General features: G+C 38.1%; 14 protein-coding genes. 6 read left to right on the top strand and 8 right to left on the bottom strand.

Annotation, left to right across the window (positions count from 1 at the left end):
* Positions 1 to 123: 123 nt before the first annotated feature.
* Entirely contained in the window at positions 124 to 1,497 is a 1,374-nt protein-coding gene (locus tag ACKPEB_RS00370) for a protein kinase domain-containing protein (protein ID WP_408967464.1), read from the bottom strand.
* 311 nt (positions 1,498 to 1,808) lie between these two features.
* Here ACKPEB_RS00370 and ACKPEB_RS00365 point away from each other — a divergent pair, with 311 nt between their 5' ends.
* Positions 1,809 to 2,657, top strand: coding sequence for an SGNH/GDSL hydrolase family protein (locus tag ACKPEB_RS00365; protein ID WP_408962773.1), 849 nt, complete (start codon positions 1,809 to 1,811; stop codon positions 2,655 to 2,657).
* 287 nt (positions 2,658 to 2,944) lie between these two features.
* Complete coding sequence (locus ACKPEB_RS00360) at positions 2,945 to 3,976, top strand: C39 family peptidase (protein ID WP_408962772.1); 1,032 nt, start codon at positions 2,945 to 2,947, stop codon at positions 3,974 to 3,976.
* A 465-nt stretch (positions 3,977 to 4,441) separates the two neighbouring features.
* On the opposite strand, the gene ilvD is transcribed toward ACKPEB_RS00360, so the two are convergent.
* Complete coding sequence (gene ilvD / locus ACKPEB_RS00355) at positions 4,442 to 6,127, bottom strand: dihydroxy-acid dehydratase (protein WP_408962771.1); 1,686 nt, start codon at positions 6,125 to 6,127, stop codon at positions 4,442 to 4,444.
* A 167-nt stretch (positions 6,128 to 6,294) separates the two neighbouring features.
* Between ilvD and ACKPEB_RS00350 the strand changes: the two genes are divergently transcribed.
* Complete coding sequence (locus ACKPEB_RS00350) at positions 6,295 to 6,990, top strand: TIGR04283 family arsenosugar biosynthesis glycosyltransferase (protein ID WP_408962770.1); 696 nt, start codon at positions 6,295 to 6,297, stop codon at positions 6,988 to 6,990.
* Between the two features lie 70 nt (positions 6,991 to 7,060).
* On the opposite strand, the gene ACKPEB_RS00345 is transcribed toward ACKPEB_RS00350, so the two are convergent.
* Entirely contained in the window at positions 7,061 to 7,666 is a 606-nt protein-coding gene (locus ACKPEB_RS00345) for a calcium-binding protein (protein WP_408962769.1), read from the bottom strand.
* 573 nt (positions 7,667 to 8,239) lie between these two features.
* On the opposite strand from ACKPEB_RS00345, the gene ACKPEB_RS00340 reads away from it, so the two are divergent.
* The gene (locus tag ACKPEB_RS00340) at positions 8,240 to 9,001 is read left to right on the top strand and encodes a hypothetical protein (protein ID WP_408962768.1); all 762 of its coding nucleotides are present in this window, start codon (positions 8,240 to 8,242) and stop codon (positions 8,999 to 9,001) included.
* Positions 9,002 to 9,219: 218 nt separating this feature from the next.
* Here ACKPEB_RS00340 and ACKPEB_RS00335 read toward each other — a convergent pair whose 3' ends face one another.
* From ACKPEB_RS00335 to ACKPEB_RS00315, 5 genes are all read right to left on the bottom strand, one after another.
* Positions 9,220 to 9,468 (bottom strand): WD40 repeat domain-containing protein, encoded by a 249-nt coding sequence (locus ACKPEB_RS00335; RefSeq protein ID WP_408962767.1) that lies wholly within the window; start codon positions 9,466 to 9,468, stop codon positions 9,220 to 9,222.
* Between the two features lie 5 nt (positions 9,469 to 9,473).
* Positions 9,474 to 10,616: an IS4 family transposase gene (locus tag ACKPEB_RS00330; RefSeq protein WP_408962766.1), complete on the bottom strand. Its 1,143-nt coding sequence runs from the start codon at positions 10,614 to 10,616 to the stop codon at positions 9,474 to 9,476.
* Between the two features lie 93 nt (positions 10,617 to 10,709).
* Positions 10,710 to 12,416, bottom strand: coding sequence for an AAA-like domain-containing protein (locus tag ACKPEB_RS00325; protein ID WP_408962765.1), 1,707 nt, complete (start codon positions 12,414 to 12,416; stop codon positions 10,710 to 10,712).
* 207 nt (positions 12,417 to 12,623) lie between these two features.
* Positions 12,624 to 12,812, bottom strand: a complete 189-nt coding sequence (locus tag ACKPEB_RS00320; RefSeq protein WP_408962776.1) for a WD40 repeat domain-containing protein — start codon at positions 12,810 to 12,812, stop codon at positions 12,624 to 12,626.
* 72 nt (positions 12,813 to 12,884) lie between these two features.
* Entirely contained in the window at positions 12,885 to 16,370 is a 3,486-nt protein-coding gene (locus ACKPEB_RS00315; protein WP_408962764.1) for an AAA-like domain-containing protein, read from the bottom strand.
* A 230-nt stretch (positions 16,371 to 16,600) separates the two neighbouring features.
* Between ACKPEB_RS00315 and ACKPEB_RS00310 the strand changes: the two genes are divergently transcribed.
* Together ACKPEB_RS00310 and ACKPEB_RS00305 are read left to right on the top strand one after the other, a co-directional pair.
* Positions 16,601 to 18,040: a glycoside hydrolase 100 family protein gene (locus ACKPEB_RS00310; RefSeq protein ID WP_408962763.1), complete on the top strand. Its 1,440-nt coding sequence runs from the start codon at positions 16,601 to 16,603 to the stop codon at positions 18,038 to 18,040.
* Between the two features lie 146 nt (positions 18,041 to 18,186).
* Positions 18,187 to 18,537 carry a DUF4926 domain-containing protein gene (locus ACKPEB_RS00305; protein ID WP_408962762.1) on the top strand — a complete coding sequence of 117 codons (351 nt, stop codon included), beginning with the start codon at positions 18,187 to 18,189 and terminating at the stop codon, positions 18,535 to 18,537.
* Positions 18,538 to 18,588 lie beyond the last annotated feature (51 nt).

Raw genomic sequence — 18,588 nt, 5'->3', positions numbered from 1 at the left:
TCGAATTCTACCCCATTAAAGATGGACAGAGATCTAAATGGTGCGCGAGGGATCTTCCTTCGTGCATTGGTTGATACGCCTTGGTTGAGAGAACATCTTAACTTATATGTTTGTTAGCAAATGTTAGCAAAAAAGTATCGGATACAACCAATCTTGAATTTCTTGAGTTAACCAGGCACATTCTTCAGCAACAAAAACTTCGCCAATGCGATGTGTTTGGAACTGGGTACGAATGATAATTTCATATTTAGATTGTTTTTTTTCCATAAAAACGCCAATAATATTGTTTAAAGAACCCGATTCTAAACGATATTGAAATCCTCTGGATTTTCGGATGATTCTAAATTCTCGGTGGTCAAATTCAACCCAGGTTTTTTCATCAATTAAAAAGAAGATCCATAAACAACTAGAGGTGAATAAGATCGAACAAATCAGCCCAAAAATTGAAGGATTTGTTAAGGAAAGTGACGGGAAAACAGAAAATAATAAATTCCACACAAAATAGATGATAAATAAATGTAAAAACCCCATTTCGATTTGAAATAATTTTCCAAATCCTTTAGGTGGAAAATAAATATCTAAACGATTTGGGGTTTTATAAACCGAAATTCTACTGTAAAAAGGTTTATTGAGTTTTTGAATTAAAGAGCGTTGAGGCTGATTATTTTGAGCTTTGACAGGGCGAATTTTTCCCCGTTTTAAAGAAGATAATGCGTCTCGTGCGGTTGATAATCGTTTTTCTAAAGACATTTCTGTTAATTGTTCAATCCATTGAACAAAATTTCGATTCACACTCACCCGGTCTGCAAATTGAATGCGAGAATCTTTTTGAGGTAAATCCGCCGGAGCCGTATTGGTTAATAAATGAATTAAGGTCGCGCCTAACGCATATAAATCCGATGCGGCTACCGCTCGCCCCCAAAATTGTTCTAAGGGTGCATAACCACTGGTTCCCACCACAGTAAAGGTTACTCCTGTTACGGTTGCTTGGGCTTGTACCGCCCCAAAATCGACTAAATAAAGGTGTTCTGAACGATCTAAAATTAAATTACTGGGTTTGATATCTCGATGTAAAACGGGAGGGCTTAATTCATGCAAATAAATCAAAATTTTCAAGACATTTTGGGCTATTTTTTGTACCTGAGATTCTGTAAAATGGTATTTTTTATCTAATAAATCTTGTAAGGATTCCCCTGGAATATAATCTTGAACTAATCCCAACCAATGTAAGCCATCCCCTACACTTTTATCCAGAGAAAAATAATCTCGATATCGCGGAATTCGAGGATGATTAAGGGCTTGTAAAACCTGGGCTTCTCGTTCAAACAGTTTTAATTCTTCCCACGCCATTTGCGGACTAAACGCTAATAACTTGATAATTACTTCTTCTTGAGTTTGTTGATCGGTTGCTAACCAAGTTTGACGTCCGGTGGAAGTACGTCCGCATCGGTGTTGGAGTTGATAGCGGTTTTGGAGAATTTGTTGTGTATTTAACATATCCAACTCAAAATGAAGCGATCGCATTATATTTAGGGTAACACGCGATCGTTCGATGTCAAAGAAAAGCCTACAGTTCCTATAACCTACTGGTTTGAATCGAGGTGCGGGACGGGTTTGTAACGCTTCATGGGTGAGAATTGAGCCGATTGGGTTGTCAGGTAAATTCCCGTTGGCTCTGAATTTATTACAAAACTTCACAATTGATCGAAACGGTGGGTGAAAAGGTTCCTTTCCTGGTTAAAATATGTGGAATTTTAATACAGCAAAGTCACCATTGCTGTCACTTCCCATCAATCGAAATCTCTAAAATGAAACAGGTTCAGACAGTTATTGTGCAATTTCTGGTTGCGATGACAATCGGTTGTTTAGGATGGTATTCCGTATCCCCATTGATACCCATAGAAGCTGCTCCCCCCTCGACTCCTCGTCCTTCTCAACCTCCTCAACAAACTAAACCCGTTTCACCGCAACCTGTCATTGAACCGCAACCGGAAGCCTTACGCAATAAACATCGAATTGTTGTCGTCGGGGATAGTATTACCCAAAGTGGCGGACAATATGGCGGTTATGTTTGGTTGTTACAACGCTATTTGAATTTTCTTTATCCTCAACAACCGCTTGAATTGATTAGTTCTGGGGTTTCAGGGAATACTTCAGCTTTGTTATCTGAACGATTTAAACAAGATGTTTTAGATCAAAAACCGGATTTAATTACTATTAATATTGGAGTAAATGATGTTTTACAAAGTTTCCAAACCCCTACTCCCGCTAGACCGAATATTCCAAACCCTCAAGAATATCGCCAAAATTTAACCGCAATGGTAGAGTTAGCGACGGCTAAAGGTATACCTGTTTTATTGCTATCCCCAACAATTATCTATGAAAATTTAAGTAGCCGGGAAAACCAAAGAATTGCAGAATATATTGCCGTTATGCGAGAAGTTGCCCTGCAATATCGCTGCCAATTTATTGACTTAAATGTTCCATTTCGCCATGTGATTATAACCTATCAGCGTTATGGAGGGCAAGGGCAAAATCTATTAACCCGTGATGGAATTCACCCGAATATTGCAGGTCATCAAATTATTGCTTATACCATTCTGAAAGGTTGGGGAGTTCCTGAACCCAAAATCCAAAGCCTAAAACTTAATGATTAATTCGATTTTCAAGGATTAAGTTTGGATTTGCTCCTGATTTGTGCCTTGCTCAACAGTCAACCGTTAAAAATCAACCTTGGCACTGTTTCTGTCGGGAATCTGCATTTTCTTTGAGAATTGTTAATTTTAGTACAAGACTACCAAATTATGCTAATGTACAGGATGATCATTGATGTCTGAAAGTTTTAGCAGTATTGAGTGGTTTAACCGAACGTAACCTCAGTACAGTTATTCCCATCGTCGTTTATTGTTGTCAGCCTCTAAATTTATAGCATCGATTACTGAATATGAAATTACAAGACTTCCTAGGAACCGAACAACGTTATGATATAAAAGCAATCGCTAATGATGAGGAATTAACTCGTCAAATTCAAGTTATTTTAATTAATTTGAGTTTGCTTGATCCGCCAGCCGATGGCAACTTTGGCTCCAAATCCACCGCAGCCCTCCATCGATTTCAAACCTTAACGGACTGTGGAGAACCTGGATTTTTAGGGGTGAAAACTGCCGAAAAACTAATTGAAACCAAGCCAGAACAAATTCAAACCGATGTTCTTATCCTTAAAATTACGAAAGAAACGATTTTAAAAATGAGACCCGTTGCCTCTTCTCAATTGAGTGATAGTGAAAAGCAAGGAATTAAACCGGGTCAAGAATTTAAACTATTAGCTTATGAACCGTTACGGGGTCATATTCGAGTTGCTTTTCGCGGTAATGAATTTGGAGAACAATCGGTATGGTATGTATTTGATCAACACGCCGAAATTTATCAAGGGAAAAATTTTGTTTACCCTAAACGTCGCCCTCCCAGCGTCAAACTCGCTAACTTTCCCTATCGTTCTCAATTGGATAACTTTTATAATCCTACAGGGTCTTGTAATGTCACATCCATTGCCATGTGCTTGCAATATTTAGGAGTGCGTCGGCGTACCAGTGGCGGTCAATATGAAGATGAACTTTATGAATATGCCTTACAAAAAGGTTATAGTCGTTGGAGTCCCTATGATTTAGCTAAAATTGTTAAAGATTATGGGGCAAAAGATTACTTTTCAGAACGAGCGACTATCGAGGAATTACAAGACTGGTTAGCTGAAGGAAAACCCGCCGTACTTCATGGTTATTTTACAGCTTTTGGTCATATTATGCCTGTAGTCGGTTATAACGAAAAAGGGTTACTGGTACATGACCCTTATGGAGAATGGTTTGCAACCGGATATCGCACGGATTTAAGTGGCGCTTATTTATGCTATTCCTACCATTTAATCCGTCGAGTTTGTATGCCTGATGGAGATTTTTGGGTACATTTTATTAGTGTTTAATTAGGATAATGATCTGACTGGATATTCTAGGGAGCGGGAACGCTCCCCGTACTACAATGTTAGTCACTCTTAGCTATAGCAAGTCTAAATCGGTTGTAATCACCTCTATGACTCAAACCCTTACCGTAGGGGCAATTCATGAATTGCCCCTACGGTAAATCAAATAGGATTGCTATAGAATAGAGGGCTAAAGCCCAATAACGGGTGTTGATTTACGATCTTCGCAGCTTACCGTAGGTTACGGCTTAAAAAAGTTGGCAAAAATTGATGTTATTGGTTATAGCGCTACGATCAAGGGAACTGCGATTGACTGGGAACAGCTTAACAGTAAGAACTGAAAAGGTTTGCTGGATTCAGAAATGTCCTAACTGTAATGCGTCGCGCTATAGTAACACAATTAGAGTAAGTAATTAAATGAGGCGTGAACACCTCACTACAAAAGTTTCACGCCTAGTTATGAGAGAATTAACCTAAGTTTAAATCGGTGACAGCCCCCACACTACTTGATGACACTAACTTGGCATATTTGGCTAAAATTCCTTTAGTATAACGGGGTTTTGGAGCTTGCCAAACTTGACGACGTTGGGCTAATTCTTCATCGGAAATATTGACTTGCAGTAACCGTTGATAGGCATCAATGGTAATACTATCTCCCTCTTGAACTAAGGCAATATTACCGCCAACTGCCGCTTCTGGAGCAACGTGACCAACCACCATTCCGTAGGTTCCCCCAGAGAAACGACCATCGGTAATTAATCCGACTTTATCACCTAAACCTGCCCCAATAATTGCCGAAGTTGGTGCTAACATTTCTCGCATTCCTGGGCCCCCTTTCGGCCCTTCATACCGAATCACAATCACATCGCCCGCGTTAATTTTTCCGGCTAAAATGGCATCCAAACATTCTTCTTCGGATTCAAAAACCCGTGCTGGGCCAGTAATAACCGGATTTTTAACCCCTGTAATTTTAGCAACGGAACCTTCTAAGGCTAAATTGCCTTTTAAAATGGCTAAATGTCCCTGAGCATACATCGGATTATTCCAAGGACGAATTACATCTTGGTCAGGACTGGGTTCAGAGGGAACATCGGCTAATTGTTCGGCTACGGTTTTTCCAGTTATGGTTAAGGCATCCCCATGAATTAAGCCTTTTTCTAATAGCATTTTCATGACTAACGGAATACCGCCGGCTTTATGTAAATCTGTGGCAACATATTGACCACTGGGTTTTAAATCACATAAAACCGGAACTTTAGCGCGAATTTCTTCAAAATCATCAATGGTTAATTCAACCCCAATGGCATTAGCAATGGCTAATAAATGTAAAACAGAATTGGTTGAACCGCCCACCGCCATAATTACAGCGATCGCATTTTCAAAGGCTTTTCGGGTTAGAATTTGACGAGGAAGAATGCGGTTTTTAATGGCTTCTCGTAACACATAAGCTGACTTTTCTGTACTTTCGGCTTTTTCCTCATCTTCTGCCGCCATGGTTGAGGAATACATTAAACTCATCCCCATCGCTTCAATAGCAGAAGACATGGTATTTGCGGTGTACATTCCCCCACAGGAACCCGCCCCTGGACAGGCGCGACGTTCGACTTCAATTAATTCGGTTTCATCTATTTTTCCTGCACTATATTCTCCGACGGCTTCAAAAGCGCTAACAACGGTTAAATCTTTACCCTTATAATGTCCAGGTTTAATCGTTCCACCATACACAAATATCGAAGGAATATTCATACGAGCAATGGCAATCATCGCTCCTGGCATATTTTTATCACAACCCCCAATGGCTAAAACCGCATCCATACTTTGAGCGTTACAAGCAGTTTCAATGGAGTCTGCAATCACTTCTCGTGAAACTAAGGAATATTTCATCCCCTCAGTGCCCATAGAAATGCCATCACTAACGGTAATGGTTCCGAACATTTGTGGCATTGCTCCGGCTTGTTTGAGGGCGGCTTCTGCTCTTAATGCGAGGGTGTTAATCCCCATATTGCAGGGGGTGATGGTGCTGTAACCATTGGCAATTCCAACGATGGGTTTGGTAAAATCTTGATCTCCAAATCCCACCGCCCGTAACATAGCACGGTTGGGGGTGCGTTGAGTTCCCTGGGTAATTGTTTGACTTCTAAAGTTATCGGACATGGATAGTTCCTCGGACTTGTGGGTTGTGTTCCAACGGTTCAACGACGTTTTTTGTAGCGTTGTTCCTCGTTGTAAACCCGTTTTTGATCTCGTTATTATTGTCTCAGAAAACGGCATCAATTATCAAGTATTTTATAAATTGACGTGATTGGCTCAGTGATCCATTGATGAATTTTTATCCTGAATATGCCCAAATTTCTATTATTATTCCGGTTTTAAATGAAGCCGACAATATTGAATCGGTGATTAATCAAATTCAAAAGACAGAAAATATCGAGATCATTATTGTTGATGGAGGAAGTCAAGATCATACGGTCGAGATTGCCCAAAGTTTAGGGGTGAAAGTGATTGTTACCCAACGGGGGCGAGCGCTACAAATGAATGCAGGGGCAAAGATAGCAACGGGGGAGATTTTATTATTTTTGCATGGGGATACTCAATTACCCACAGAATTTGAAAAAGACGTGAGAAAAATCTGGATTAATGATAACATAATTGCCGGAGCATTTCAATTAAAAATTGATAATTCTCAATGGAGTTTAAGGTTAATTGAAAAAACAGTATTCTGGCGTTCAAAATATTTACAAATGCCCTACGGAGATCAAGCTATTTTTATTAAAGCTTCTACCTTTTGGCAAGTGGGAGGATTTCCTGAACAACCGATTATGGAAGATTTTGAATTCATCCGTCGTTTAAATCGTTTAGGGAAAATTGAGATTTTGTCTAGTTCAGTAATCACATCAGGACGACGGTGGCAAAAATTAGGAGTGTTCAAAACAACGTTAATTAATCAATTCGTTGTTTTCGGATATTATTTAGGAATTTCCCCGATCAAATTATCTCAATGGTATCGTAAATTTTAGGATATTTTCAATCAATTAATGACTTTCCCTTCCGTTCAATCGAAAGGGGCTGGGAAGTTAGGTTTTAAAATTAAGACAACAGAGATAAGAAATTAGTTCGACCATCCAATTGATTCAAATCAACGTTTTGTAGGAACCCGATGAGATCATTTTCAACCGACAGATTTTGAACAAATATTCCCACCCCTGTCCCTAAATTTTCTAACGTCATATTGGTGGTTTCAAAGGGAAGATTACCATGAATCTTAATAAAATCTTTCTGGGGATTAAAATCTGTAATCAAAGCAAAATCGGCATCTCCACCGCCATTATAAAAGGCTTGAGCTTGATTTCCTAAATAAAAGAAATCCGAACCTTGTCCACCTGAGAAAGTGTCAATTTCTCCCTGTCCTGGGTTAGGAGAATCAGGATTAACACCCAATAAAATATCAACGCCACTATCTCCAAATATCACATCATTGCCGTTATTTCTAGAGAGAATATCATCCTCTGACCCACCAAAAAGACTATCGTTTCCTTCTCCCCCATCTAAAACATCTTTTCCGGTATGTCCAGACAGAATATCATCTCCATTCAAACCGTTGATAAAATCCTGTTCACCTAAATCCGATATTGTATCCTTTTCTAAGGTTCCAACTAAATTATCAATGGCAGAAGATCCCTGGATAATTGACATAATTGCCCCCTATTAAAAAGTAGAAATGGTGTAAATATTGAATCTTTTTCTACTTTCTCTGATTAATTTTTGATTGTCGATAGGAATTAGTTCAGGATTTGAGTTCAGGAACCTAGAAACCCACAAAGATAGAATTGGGTGAAAAAAGATAGGAAAGTTAAGAATAAGATGAAATTCAGAAGGAATTAGTTAAGATGACATCAGATACTAGATTGAGTTTCCATCCTGGTTTTTCATTTCATCCCCAAGCATTGTTCCTGGCTCAATCTTGCAAATGGACTTACCTAGGAAAAGCCTTAAAGCCTTAACTAACCCTTACTTAGTTAACTTACGTCTAGCTCTACTAGACACTTGATAGCTTATATGGTTTATTAAAAATCAGCCCTAACCCAGTTATCAAGTTAATGAATAGCAATCTAGCTATAGTGCTACGCGCTCTTAGAACAGGGAAAAGCTTAACTGGAAACAGTATGCTGTGAAAGGGTTTGAGAATTTAGAATTGTCCTAACTGTAATGCGTAGCACTATAAATCTTTGTTCAAGGTTGTAGACTAAACTTAATAGGATTGAATTTATGACATCTGAAAATACAATTCCCGAAAGTATAACGAACAATACAGATACCTACCAGAAGATTAGCCCGGATTTTGAACAGCAATTATCTGATCCACAACAAAGTATAGTTACTGATTACAGTGCTAATAGCGATATAATGTTAATTGCTTTCGGTGGAATGAACAGTCGTATGGGTATGCCGCCATTTGAGTTTTTTCGGCTGGCTCAAGATTACCCGATAAAAAAAATTTTTTTACGGGATTTAAGACAATCTTGGTATCAAAAAGGTTTACCTCAAATCGGAGGAAATGCTAATGCAATATTAAAATATCTAAAAGCAGAAATTAATCAACTAAAACCGCAAAAAATTGTGATTACAGGTAGTTCTGCTGGGGGATTTGCAGCATTGTTATTTGGTTATTTATTGGAAGTTGACATCGTATTGAGTTTTGCTCCCCAAACCTTTATTGATACCCATACCTGTTTTATTGTAGGAGATAATCGGTATCGTCCGCCAATCATTAAACTGTATCAATATCCCCATGGAATTCGCAAATACTATAACTTAAGCAAATTTTTTCAGGTCAAGCACAACTTAAAAACCAAGTTTCATATTTACTTTGATGAAAATTATCTTTTAGATAAACGTCATGCCCATAGCTTGAAAAATCATCGAAATGTGATTTTACATCCCTATCAAGAGGGGGGGCATGGATTGATCAGGTTATTAAAAGAAAGAGGTGAATTACAACAAATATTATTGGATGCTTTGAGTGTTTGAACCTGATTTATTAACTCACAACTCAACTGATGCAGCAAACCGAGAAGGTAAAAGATTTTTCTTTGTCTTCCCTGTTAAGCTGTTTCCTGGTATTGATAAATTAAGGAATAAGGGATGCGAAATTGCCCTACCCATCCCTTACAAGACTGTTTTTGTCAGCCTACTGGGTTTATCATTCCCAATTTCATCCCAGAGATATCATCTCGGTGAAAATTCGACTAGGGGCATAAAGAGCGATCGCTGTCCTTAACCTCAATATTAGTTCGCAAATAATCCTTAACCCAATCACAAGCATACTGTAATAAATCTACGTTCAAAACATGCTCCATATTCCATAAAATCACCCTATTATCATCACTGGCTGAAGCCAAGGTTTTACCATCTTGACTAAAAGCAATAGACCGAATAGCAGAAGCATAACCTTCTAGGGTAACTAATAATGTGCCATCGAGCTGACGGGGTGACAAGAGAGCTAAAAGCTAGACTGAATCAACATTATAGCTCTCTGACCCTTCTGAAAAAAAGGCAGCTTATTGCACTTGGTTCTCATGAGTTGTTGAGCCAAATCCGTCCAAATTTCCATTGCAGCGATCCATAAAAGTCCATATTGTCCTATCCAAAAGTTACTATGGCGTTTGCAAACTCGTCCTAATTCTTGGAGGCGATTGATATATTTTTGTTGGCCAAGTTGTTTGATTTTTAACCCTTGTAAGGCTGTTATAGTATAAGCGATTGCTATTAATAAAACAAGACGGGTTAAGCGTTCAACAGATGCTTTAGAACCTTCAAGATTATAACCCCCACTCTTACAATCTTTGAACATCGCTTCAATTCCACTCCTGGCTTTATAGGCAGCTAGAGTTTCTTCCAAACTGCCCAAATTTGTTAAGATGTACCAAGGTTCATCTAAGTTTCTGTTTTTATATTTTCGCTTCCAGTAACAGGCGATCGCTACTTTCCCAAACCCCTTACTTTTAGTGACTTTAACTCCTGTTAAAAATCTTTTCATTCCGGGCGATAAATCGAGGGAGTTTAATTGTTGAAAATCTTCTCCTTTTACCTGAATGTAGGTATCAGCTTTTTGACGAAAAGCAAAAGCTACACCTTGGGCTTGCAGCCATTTGGCGAATTCCACACTATGAAATTCGCGGTCTCCAACCACCACATAATCATAGCCTTTCAACATTCGGATAACTGGACGCAGTAACCCTTGTTGTTCTTCTAAGTTACTACATCCTCGTTTGTCTAAAAAATTCCAATAAATCGGCCAGGCTCTTTTCGCCCAAATCACACTGACAACAAACAAATTATAGTCTTTCCATTGGGTTCTATCTAGGCTGACAAATAGACGTTGATCTTTACAAAAATGAGTTTTGATCAGATGCTCAATTATCGGCAACCACAGGGACGCTACACTTAATTGGGGAAACTTCAGGAATCTCTGTAAATAACGACGACGGCTTTCATAAAGTATCGGTTGGGGAAACACCGCAGCCAATCTTTCTATCCTGACTTGTTTATGAAATTGTAATAGCCCTATCAATAACTGAAGTGTCAGGAATTGACGAGAATTTAATCGACTTGCCAAGTGCGTCTGATAAAATTGAGGTAACATTTTCAATTTAACGGTCTTGTTCACTATTGAGACCGTTCTTTTTTTACCACACCTGGCTCTCATTCCCAACCCAAGAGGGCTTTAGCCCTCTTGTCACCCCGTCAGGTCTAAAATCCCAGATTTATGTCCTGACAAACGGTTATATTCTTCGACTCCATAAACGGCTCGTCTCAGGGCTGAATTGACTTGATTTTGGGTGGTGATATCTACATTTTCTAGCTGTTTGAGTTTTTGTTGGGATCGAATAGCTTCGAGCAGAGCATCAAACTTTTGATTAGAGGCAAAAAGTCCTTTAGAAGAGGATGCAAGAGCTTGAATTTCGCTGATTTTAGCTAGCTGATATTGTTGGTGAACTGCTATACTTAATATACCGACGAGGACTAAGGCAAAACTGACTAAAACCAGCAAAATTCTTTGGTGCTGGGTACTGTTTTTTTCCTGAATGAGTCTTTTCTGTTGTTCGACTAATTTGGCTTCAATGGCTTTGGCTCTTTCTGCTTCTAAAGCTAATTGTACTTCTTGGCGATCACAGTCTTGACTAGCGGCTAAAAATTGATAATCTAAATCGCTTAAACTTTTTCCTAAAGCCCAGTTTTGGGAATCTTTTAACGCCTGTCCTCTTAATAAACGAGATTCATCCTGTTGACCCGACGCAATCCAAGCGTCAAAGGTTTGGGAATAGGGACGTAGTTGGGCTAACTGTTGTTGTACCCAGCCTAAATTAAAGACTTCTTGATAAATTAAGTTTCTGACTTTTAAATATCCCTGAGATTTAATTATTAAACCCGATAAAAATAATTCGATTTGCTCCCGACTATCATTGGCTTTAACTTCAGTTCCTTGTAGAATTTTTTGATAAACACCTAGCAGCCTTCCGGCATTTTTAGAGTTATGAATTAGCCGATCTCGGATGGTTCTGAGGTGTTCCGGTTCGTCTTGGGATTCCCATTTTTCAATAATTTGCGATCGCACAATTTTTTTGATCCAGAGCGTCGAGCTATTTTGAACCCTAAAATCTGACTTTTGAGCGTAATTTAATAGTAATAAATTTAATACCTTTTGAGTTAAAAACGGCTGTCCGTTTGTCCAGTTTAAAACCTCTTCAAGAATCACTTTAGGCTGTTCAAAAACTCCGATTAATCCTTCGGCTAACAAAGTCGCTTCTTCTAAGGTAAATCCCGTTAAATTAATAGCGGTTCCAATGTTAAACGGGGTGCGGGTTTTATCAGTTATTAAATCCGGGGGAGCCGCCACACCAAATAAGGCAAAGGTTAAACGTTGATATTCAGGATGAACTGCCCGTTGATTATAGCAGGAGCGAATCAGAGCAAAAAAGTCATCGATGGGAAAATTTAAACTCAGAATACTATCAATTTCATCAATAAAAATACAAAGATTTTGTTCAGGAAATTGCTCAATTAATAAAAATTTAAAAAATTCATTTAATTTTTGAACTAAAGAAATCCCCTCTTGTTCTTGCCACCAGGTTTTAAAATTCAGTTGGCCAAAACACCCAAATCCTCGCAATAAATCCATCATCATTCCTTTATACCATTGTATCGGTGTGGTGTCTTGGCTGCCGATTTGGGTCATATCGACAACAGCACAACAATATCCTTCGGTTTCAAGTTGATGTTTGGTTCTGACTAATAAAGAGGATTTCCCCATTTGTCGGGAATTAAACACATAGCAAAATTCTCCGGCTTTCAAGGCATTATAGAGTTGGTGGTCACTGGAACGAACCACATAAGTAGGGTCATTATTATGTAAACTTCCACCGACCTGATATTGAGTTAACATTTGGGGCTTTTATGTCTTAATTCAATTTAAGGACATAAAGAGCGAGTGCGCAGTGTTCCGTTAGGCGTATCGCTCTTTTCAACTTTAATATTTGTTCCCGTCTGATCTCGCACTCAATTGCAAGCATACTCTAGTTTTTTTAAATTCCGAATTTTCTCTAAATCCCATAATATAACGGTGCGATCGTCGCTACCAGAAATGATCAAATTACCATCCATCATCACTGGCAGAAGCCGCCATCAGTCCCTCACTTCTGAAGGCAATATCCCGAACCAACCCATTGTGTTTGCTTAATGTTTTCAGAAAAGTTCCGTCGGTTTGCCAAATTTTGACGGCATTATCATTACCACCAGTCGCAATAAATTCACCCGGATCGCTACAATCGACACCAAAGATTACATGATCTGTGGAAAAAGAGGAATTTAAAAGTTTTTTCGGAAATTTTAAGAAAGGGGAATTAAAAATCTGCTATAAACATAAAAAATACTTGTTGTCATCGACTTCAATATTCGTTTGTAAATAATCGGCTACCCAATCACAAGCATCATCAATTTCATTGAGGGTTTGAATTTTTTTTAAATCCCAAAGAATCAGTGTGCCATCATCTCCACCCGATACTAAAAATTTGCCATCAGCAGTAAACGTAAGACTAATAACTGTTCCTTGATGTCCGGGTAAAGTCTTGAGTAATTCTCCCTTTAAACTCCATAATTTGATTGTATTATCATAACCCCCAGTGGCAAGGGTTTGACCATCAGGACTAAAGGCAACTCGTGTTAAACCTTGACTATCTGTTTGAATAGTTTTGAGTAAGGTTCCATCGGTTTTCCAAAAGCTGAGAGTGTCATCCCGGCTAACAGAAACGAGGAGATTTGTTTGAGGACTAAACGCAACACCCCAGACGGCGCCTTCATGACTGATCAGTGTTTTGATCAGCTTGCCATCGGGTGTCCAAAGTTTAACAGTGCCATCTTCACTAGCTGAAGCCAAAAGTTGACCATCCCGACTAAATGCTAATTTCCAAATTCTTTCTTGGTGAGCATTAATTGTATATAGTAATTTGCCTTCAAAATTCCAGATTTTGATGGTATTGTCATCTGACCCAGACACAATAGTTTTGCCATCAGGAGCGATCGCAACTGCATAAATGGCTGCCCGATGCCCGGTTAAAGTTTTTAACAGTTTAAGGTGGGATTGATTGTCCTTTTCTAAACTCAAGATTTCAATATTTCCTTGATCAGTTCCTGCTACTAAAATCGGTCGATTTGGGCTGAAATCTACACTTCTAAAACTGTATTCTTTAAATTCTAAAGTTTGTAAAAGTAAGCCATTCGTTTGCCATAAATTTAGCTGTTTATCTGCACTAACACTAGCAATTAATGTTCCATCTGCATGAGTTGTTAGATCCCAAATTGTACTTTGATGACGGTAAAGAGGTTTTAATAAATATTGATTCCGTTGCCAAAGTTTGACTGTACCATCGTCGCTGGCGGAAGCCACCATTAAACCATCGGAACTCATGGCTACATCTCGAATGACGGCCCGATGACGCTTTAAGTTTCTAATAAATGTGCCGTCTATTTTCCAAATTTTAACTTGATTATCGGTACCACTGGTGGCAATATATTGACCGTGGCAATCAACTCCTAGCATGGGATGGGTTCCTAAAAGTGTTCTGACCAGCGTTCCGTCAGTTTTCCACAGTTTAGCGGTGTTATCACTACTAACTGAAACCAATGAATTTGAGGAAGCACAAAAAGCTAAATCCCAAATAGCATTTTGATGTCCTGTTAGGGTTTTGAGTAACTTGCCATTGAGATTCCAAAGTTTAATGGTTTTATCCGTTCCGGCGGAAGCAATCATTTGGCTATCGGGAGTAAATACAACGTTCCAAACCGCTAATTGATGTCCGATTAATGTTTTCCAAAGTGTGCCATCAACTCGCCATAATTTTACAGTTTTATCACCACTGGCTGAGGCAATCCATTGACCATCAGGACTAAAGGTGACTCCCCAAATTGGGGTTTGATGAGCTTGAATAATTTTGACTAAAGTGCCATCAATCTGCCAAATTTTTAGCATCCCATCTAAGCTGGCTGAAACAATCAGGCGACCGTCTGGACTGAAGGCTACTCGATGAACGGTTGCTGTATGTTTTAAGGTTTTTAATAAGGTGCCATCTCGTTTCCAAAGTTGAACGGTTTTATCGTTACTAGCTGTGGCAATGAATTGATTATCAGGACTAATATCAACACTTAATACACTGCCTTTATGACCGATTAAACGGTTAAATTCATTGTTATAATAAACGGTTTGCCTCAAGGCAATTTCTACTTCTTTTGTTACTTTTTGATCAACCTTTGCTAAAGTTTCTAATTTTCGTTTAGCTTTAATCGCATCAATCATCGAATCTAATTGATGATCAGAGGCAAATAAACCTTTTGACGAAGAAGCTAAGGCTTTAATCTCGTTAATTTTTGCTTCTTTGTATTGTTGAAATGCAAATAATCCTAAACCACAAGCCACGAGAAATCCTAGACTGATAGTGCCTAATAATAAACGTTGTAATTGAGTGGTTTTTTGTTGTTGTAATAATCGTTGGTGTTGGTCTGCTAGTTGAATTTTAATGGCTTTAGCACGTTCAGTTTCTAAGGTTAATTGTAGTTCTTTTCGTTCTAATTCAACGGAAGTGGCAATAAATTGATAATCTAAACTGCTTAAGTTTTTTCCCTGTGACCAAATCTGAGCATCTTGTAAGGCTTTTCCTCTTAATAACCGAGATTCATCTTGTTGACCGGAAAGTAGCCAAGCTTCAAAGGTTTGGGAATAGGGGCGTAATTTTTCTAATTGTTCTTCAACCCAACTTAAATTAAAGATTTCTTGATAAATTCGATTTTTAACTTTTAAAGTTCCATCGTTTTTAATCACTAAACCTGATAATAAGAGTTCGACTTGTTCAGGACTACCATCACTAATAACTTCAGATCCTTGTAAGATTTGTTGATAAATTATGAGTAATCGAGGCACACATTCCTGATGTTTAAAAATGCGGTTTTGAATGGTTCGGAAATGTTCCGGTTCGTCATGGGATTCCCATTTTTCAATAATTTGTGTTCGCACGATGTTTTGAATCCAAAATACTGAATTATGGGCATAAAAGTCAGCTTGACAGTTAAATTGATTAATATTTAAAACCGATAATCTTAGCAATTTTTGAGTTAAAAAAGGTTGTCCATTTGTCCAAGTTAAGATTTCTTTTAGAATGTCTTTAGGGTGTTGAAAAATTCCGGTTAATCCTTCAGCTAAAGGTGTCGCTTCTTCTAAAGTAAACCCGGTTAAATTAATGGCTGTACCAATATTAAAAGGGGTGCGGGTTTTATCGGCGATTAAATTAGAAGGGGTTGCTACACCGCATAAGGCAAAGGTTAAGCGTTTATATTCAGGATGAATTGCTCGTTGATTATAGCAAGCTCGAATGAAGGAAAAAAAATCATCTAAGGGAAAGTTTAAACTGAGAATACTATCAATTTCATCAATAAAAATACAAAGATTGTCTTGGGGAAATAGATTCAATAATAATTCTTGGATAAATTGACTAAATTTTAATAATAAAGACTGTTCTTCTTGTTGCTGCCACCACGCTTTAAAGTTGAGTTTTTCAAGACACCTAAATCCTCTCAATAAATCTATCATTATCCCTTTATACCATTGTAATGCCGTGGTTTCTTGGCTACCAATATGGGTCATATCCACAATTGCACAACGATATCCCTCTGCTTCAAGTTGATGTTTAGCTCGGATTAATAATGAAGATTTTCCCATTTGTCGGGAATTAAAAATATAACAAAATTCTCCAGATTTTAAGGCGTTATACAGTTGATGATCACAGGAACGTACCACATAAGTCGGATCATTATTATGTAAACTACCACCAACTTGATAGGGAGTAAGCATTCTCGGTTTTAGTGATGTATACGCAGGAAAAGGCAACAAGACTCTAGCTTTAAGCATTAGTTTTTGTCAAACACTGTCATGAAAGTGACTGCTATAAATTCCACAGGGGAAGTTAGCCTGATGACAGATCCTTGATCTCTATTTTAGAGTTCTGTGGTCGTTTAGATTCTTAAAGTTTCTATTTTTGATAAAATAACATTAGGCTGAGTGTGAAGGTTTAGTGTTTTTCCATGAATCACAGTTTAATTGCAGAAGCAGAAGCTTTATTACAACAATCGATTCGATTTTATAATGGTAAACCGGTGGGAACTGTTGCCGCAACAGAAAAGGTATTAGTCGAAGAACAACTCAATTATAATGAATGTTTCATCAGAGATTTCTTTCCCTGCGGATTAGCATTTTTAATGCAGGGAAAACGAGAAATTGTTAGAAATTTTTTAGAGGTGACTTTAGGTTTACAATTAGATTGGGAAAGTTCCATTTCAGGAGAAGGATTATTTGCAGAAGTTCGGCAAGATCTTTTAAGCCAAGATCCGCAAAATGGCGAATGGGTTAGACCTGGACAGGGATTAATGCCTGCTAGTTTTTTAGTGATTAATCAACAGGAAATTAAAGCGGATTTTGGTCAACGCGCTATTGGTCGGGTCACTCCCGTTGATTCAGGATTATGGTGGATTTTTCTATTAAAAATCTATGAAAAAGCTTGTGATCAAGCGAATGTTCCTGAAGAAAAAATTGCCCATCGTCCTGAATTTCAACGGGGAATTCAATTATTATTAGACTTGTGTTTGGCTAAACGCTTTGATATGACTCCAACCTTGTTGGTTCCTGAAGGAGCTTTTATGATAGATCGACGCATGGGAGTTTATGGCAATCCGATTGAAATTCAAGCGTTATTTTATATTGCTTTAAAAGCCGGATTAGAATTATTAAATGCTGAAGCTATTCAAGCCTTAGATATCGAAAATCGTTTACATCGGTTAATTAAATATATCCGACATCACTATTGGTTAGATCCGGCTTTATTGCGTCGAGTGTATCGCTACCAAACCGAAGAATTTGGAGAAACGGCTTTAAATAAATTTAATATTTATGCGAATACGGTTCCCGGTTGGGTGTTACGATGGTTGGATCGCAAAGGCGGTTATTTAGTCGGAAATGTAGGGGTTGGTTGGATCGATTTTCGGTTCTTTACTCAAGGCAATTTATTATCCATTATTAGTTCCTTAACAACCCAGAAACAATCTCAAGCTATTTTAACTTTAATTGAGCAACAATGGTCAAATTTAATCGGAGAAATGCCACTCAAAATTTGTTATCCGGCTGTCATGGGGCGAGATTGGGAAATTATTACAGGATGCGATCCCAAAAATGTACCTTGGTCATATCATAATGGGGGAAATTGGCCTGTTTTAATGTGGTCATTAACCGCCGCGTCAATTAAAATGGGTCAGGAAGCAATCGCGAATCATGCTATCACCATCGCTGAAAAATATTTAGCTGATGATGAATGGCCAGAATATTATGATGATGAAGATGGAAAAATCATTGGTCGTCAAGCTAGATTGTATCAAACTTGGACAATTTCTGGCTATTTAGTTTCCCAATATTTACTGAAAAATCCTCATCATTTAAACTTAATTGAATTTTCATCTCCATCTGATGATTAATCACCCTTTTATTTTGAGGTAAAAAATCATTAGACGAATGCCAACTAATCCGCTATGATAGACCCAACCCTACAGCTTGGACAGGTCACAGCCATTATGACTTCAAACCCCCAACTGTTTGTTTGACTTCCCTTTTGGACTCAATTATGAAAGCACAAACTTATGATCGGATTAAAACGTTAGTGGATATTCCCGCAAATTTCGGAAAATCCATGATTCCGAAAGGAACAATTGGAACAGTCATTGAATGTTATGAACGTCCCAAAGAAGGGTATGCAGTTGACCTGACGATTTTAAGTGAAACGGGAGAACCAGGTTTTGAATATGAAAATGTAATTCTCTATCCTGAACAATTTTCTATCGTCAGTGATACACCGGAAATGGGGAATTTTATTTCTGTTTTTGGTGATATTAATTATGAAGTTCCTCAAGTGGTTCATGAAGAATCTAAACCCTCAGAATCTCAAGATAATCAAGCTGAACAACAGCAATCCTAAAGGAATTTAAAACCGGGTTTCTCAAGATTTTAGATAGAAAATAGCTGAACA

The sequence above is a fragment of the Planktothrix sp. genome, assembly GCF_046067725.1.
In the GTDB taxonomy this organism is placed as follows: domain Bacteria; phylum Cyanobacteriota; class Cyanobacteriia; order Cyanobacteriales; family Microcoleaceae; genus Planktothrix.
The sequence above is the reverse complement of the archived record's forward strand: the minus strand, read 5'-3'. Positions and strand labels throughout refer to the sequence as shown.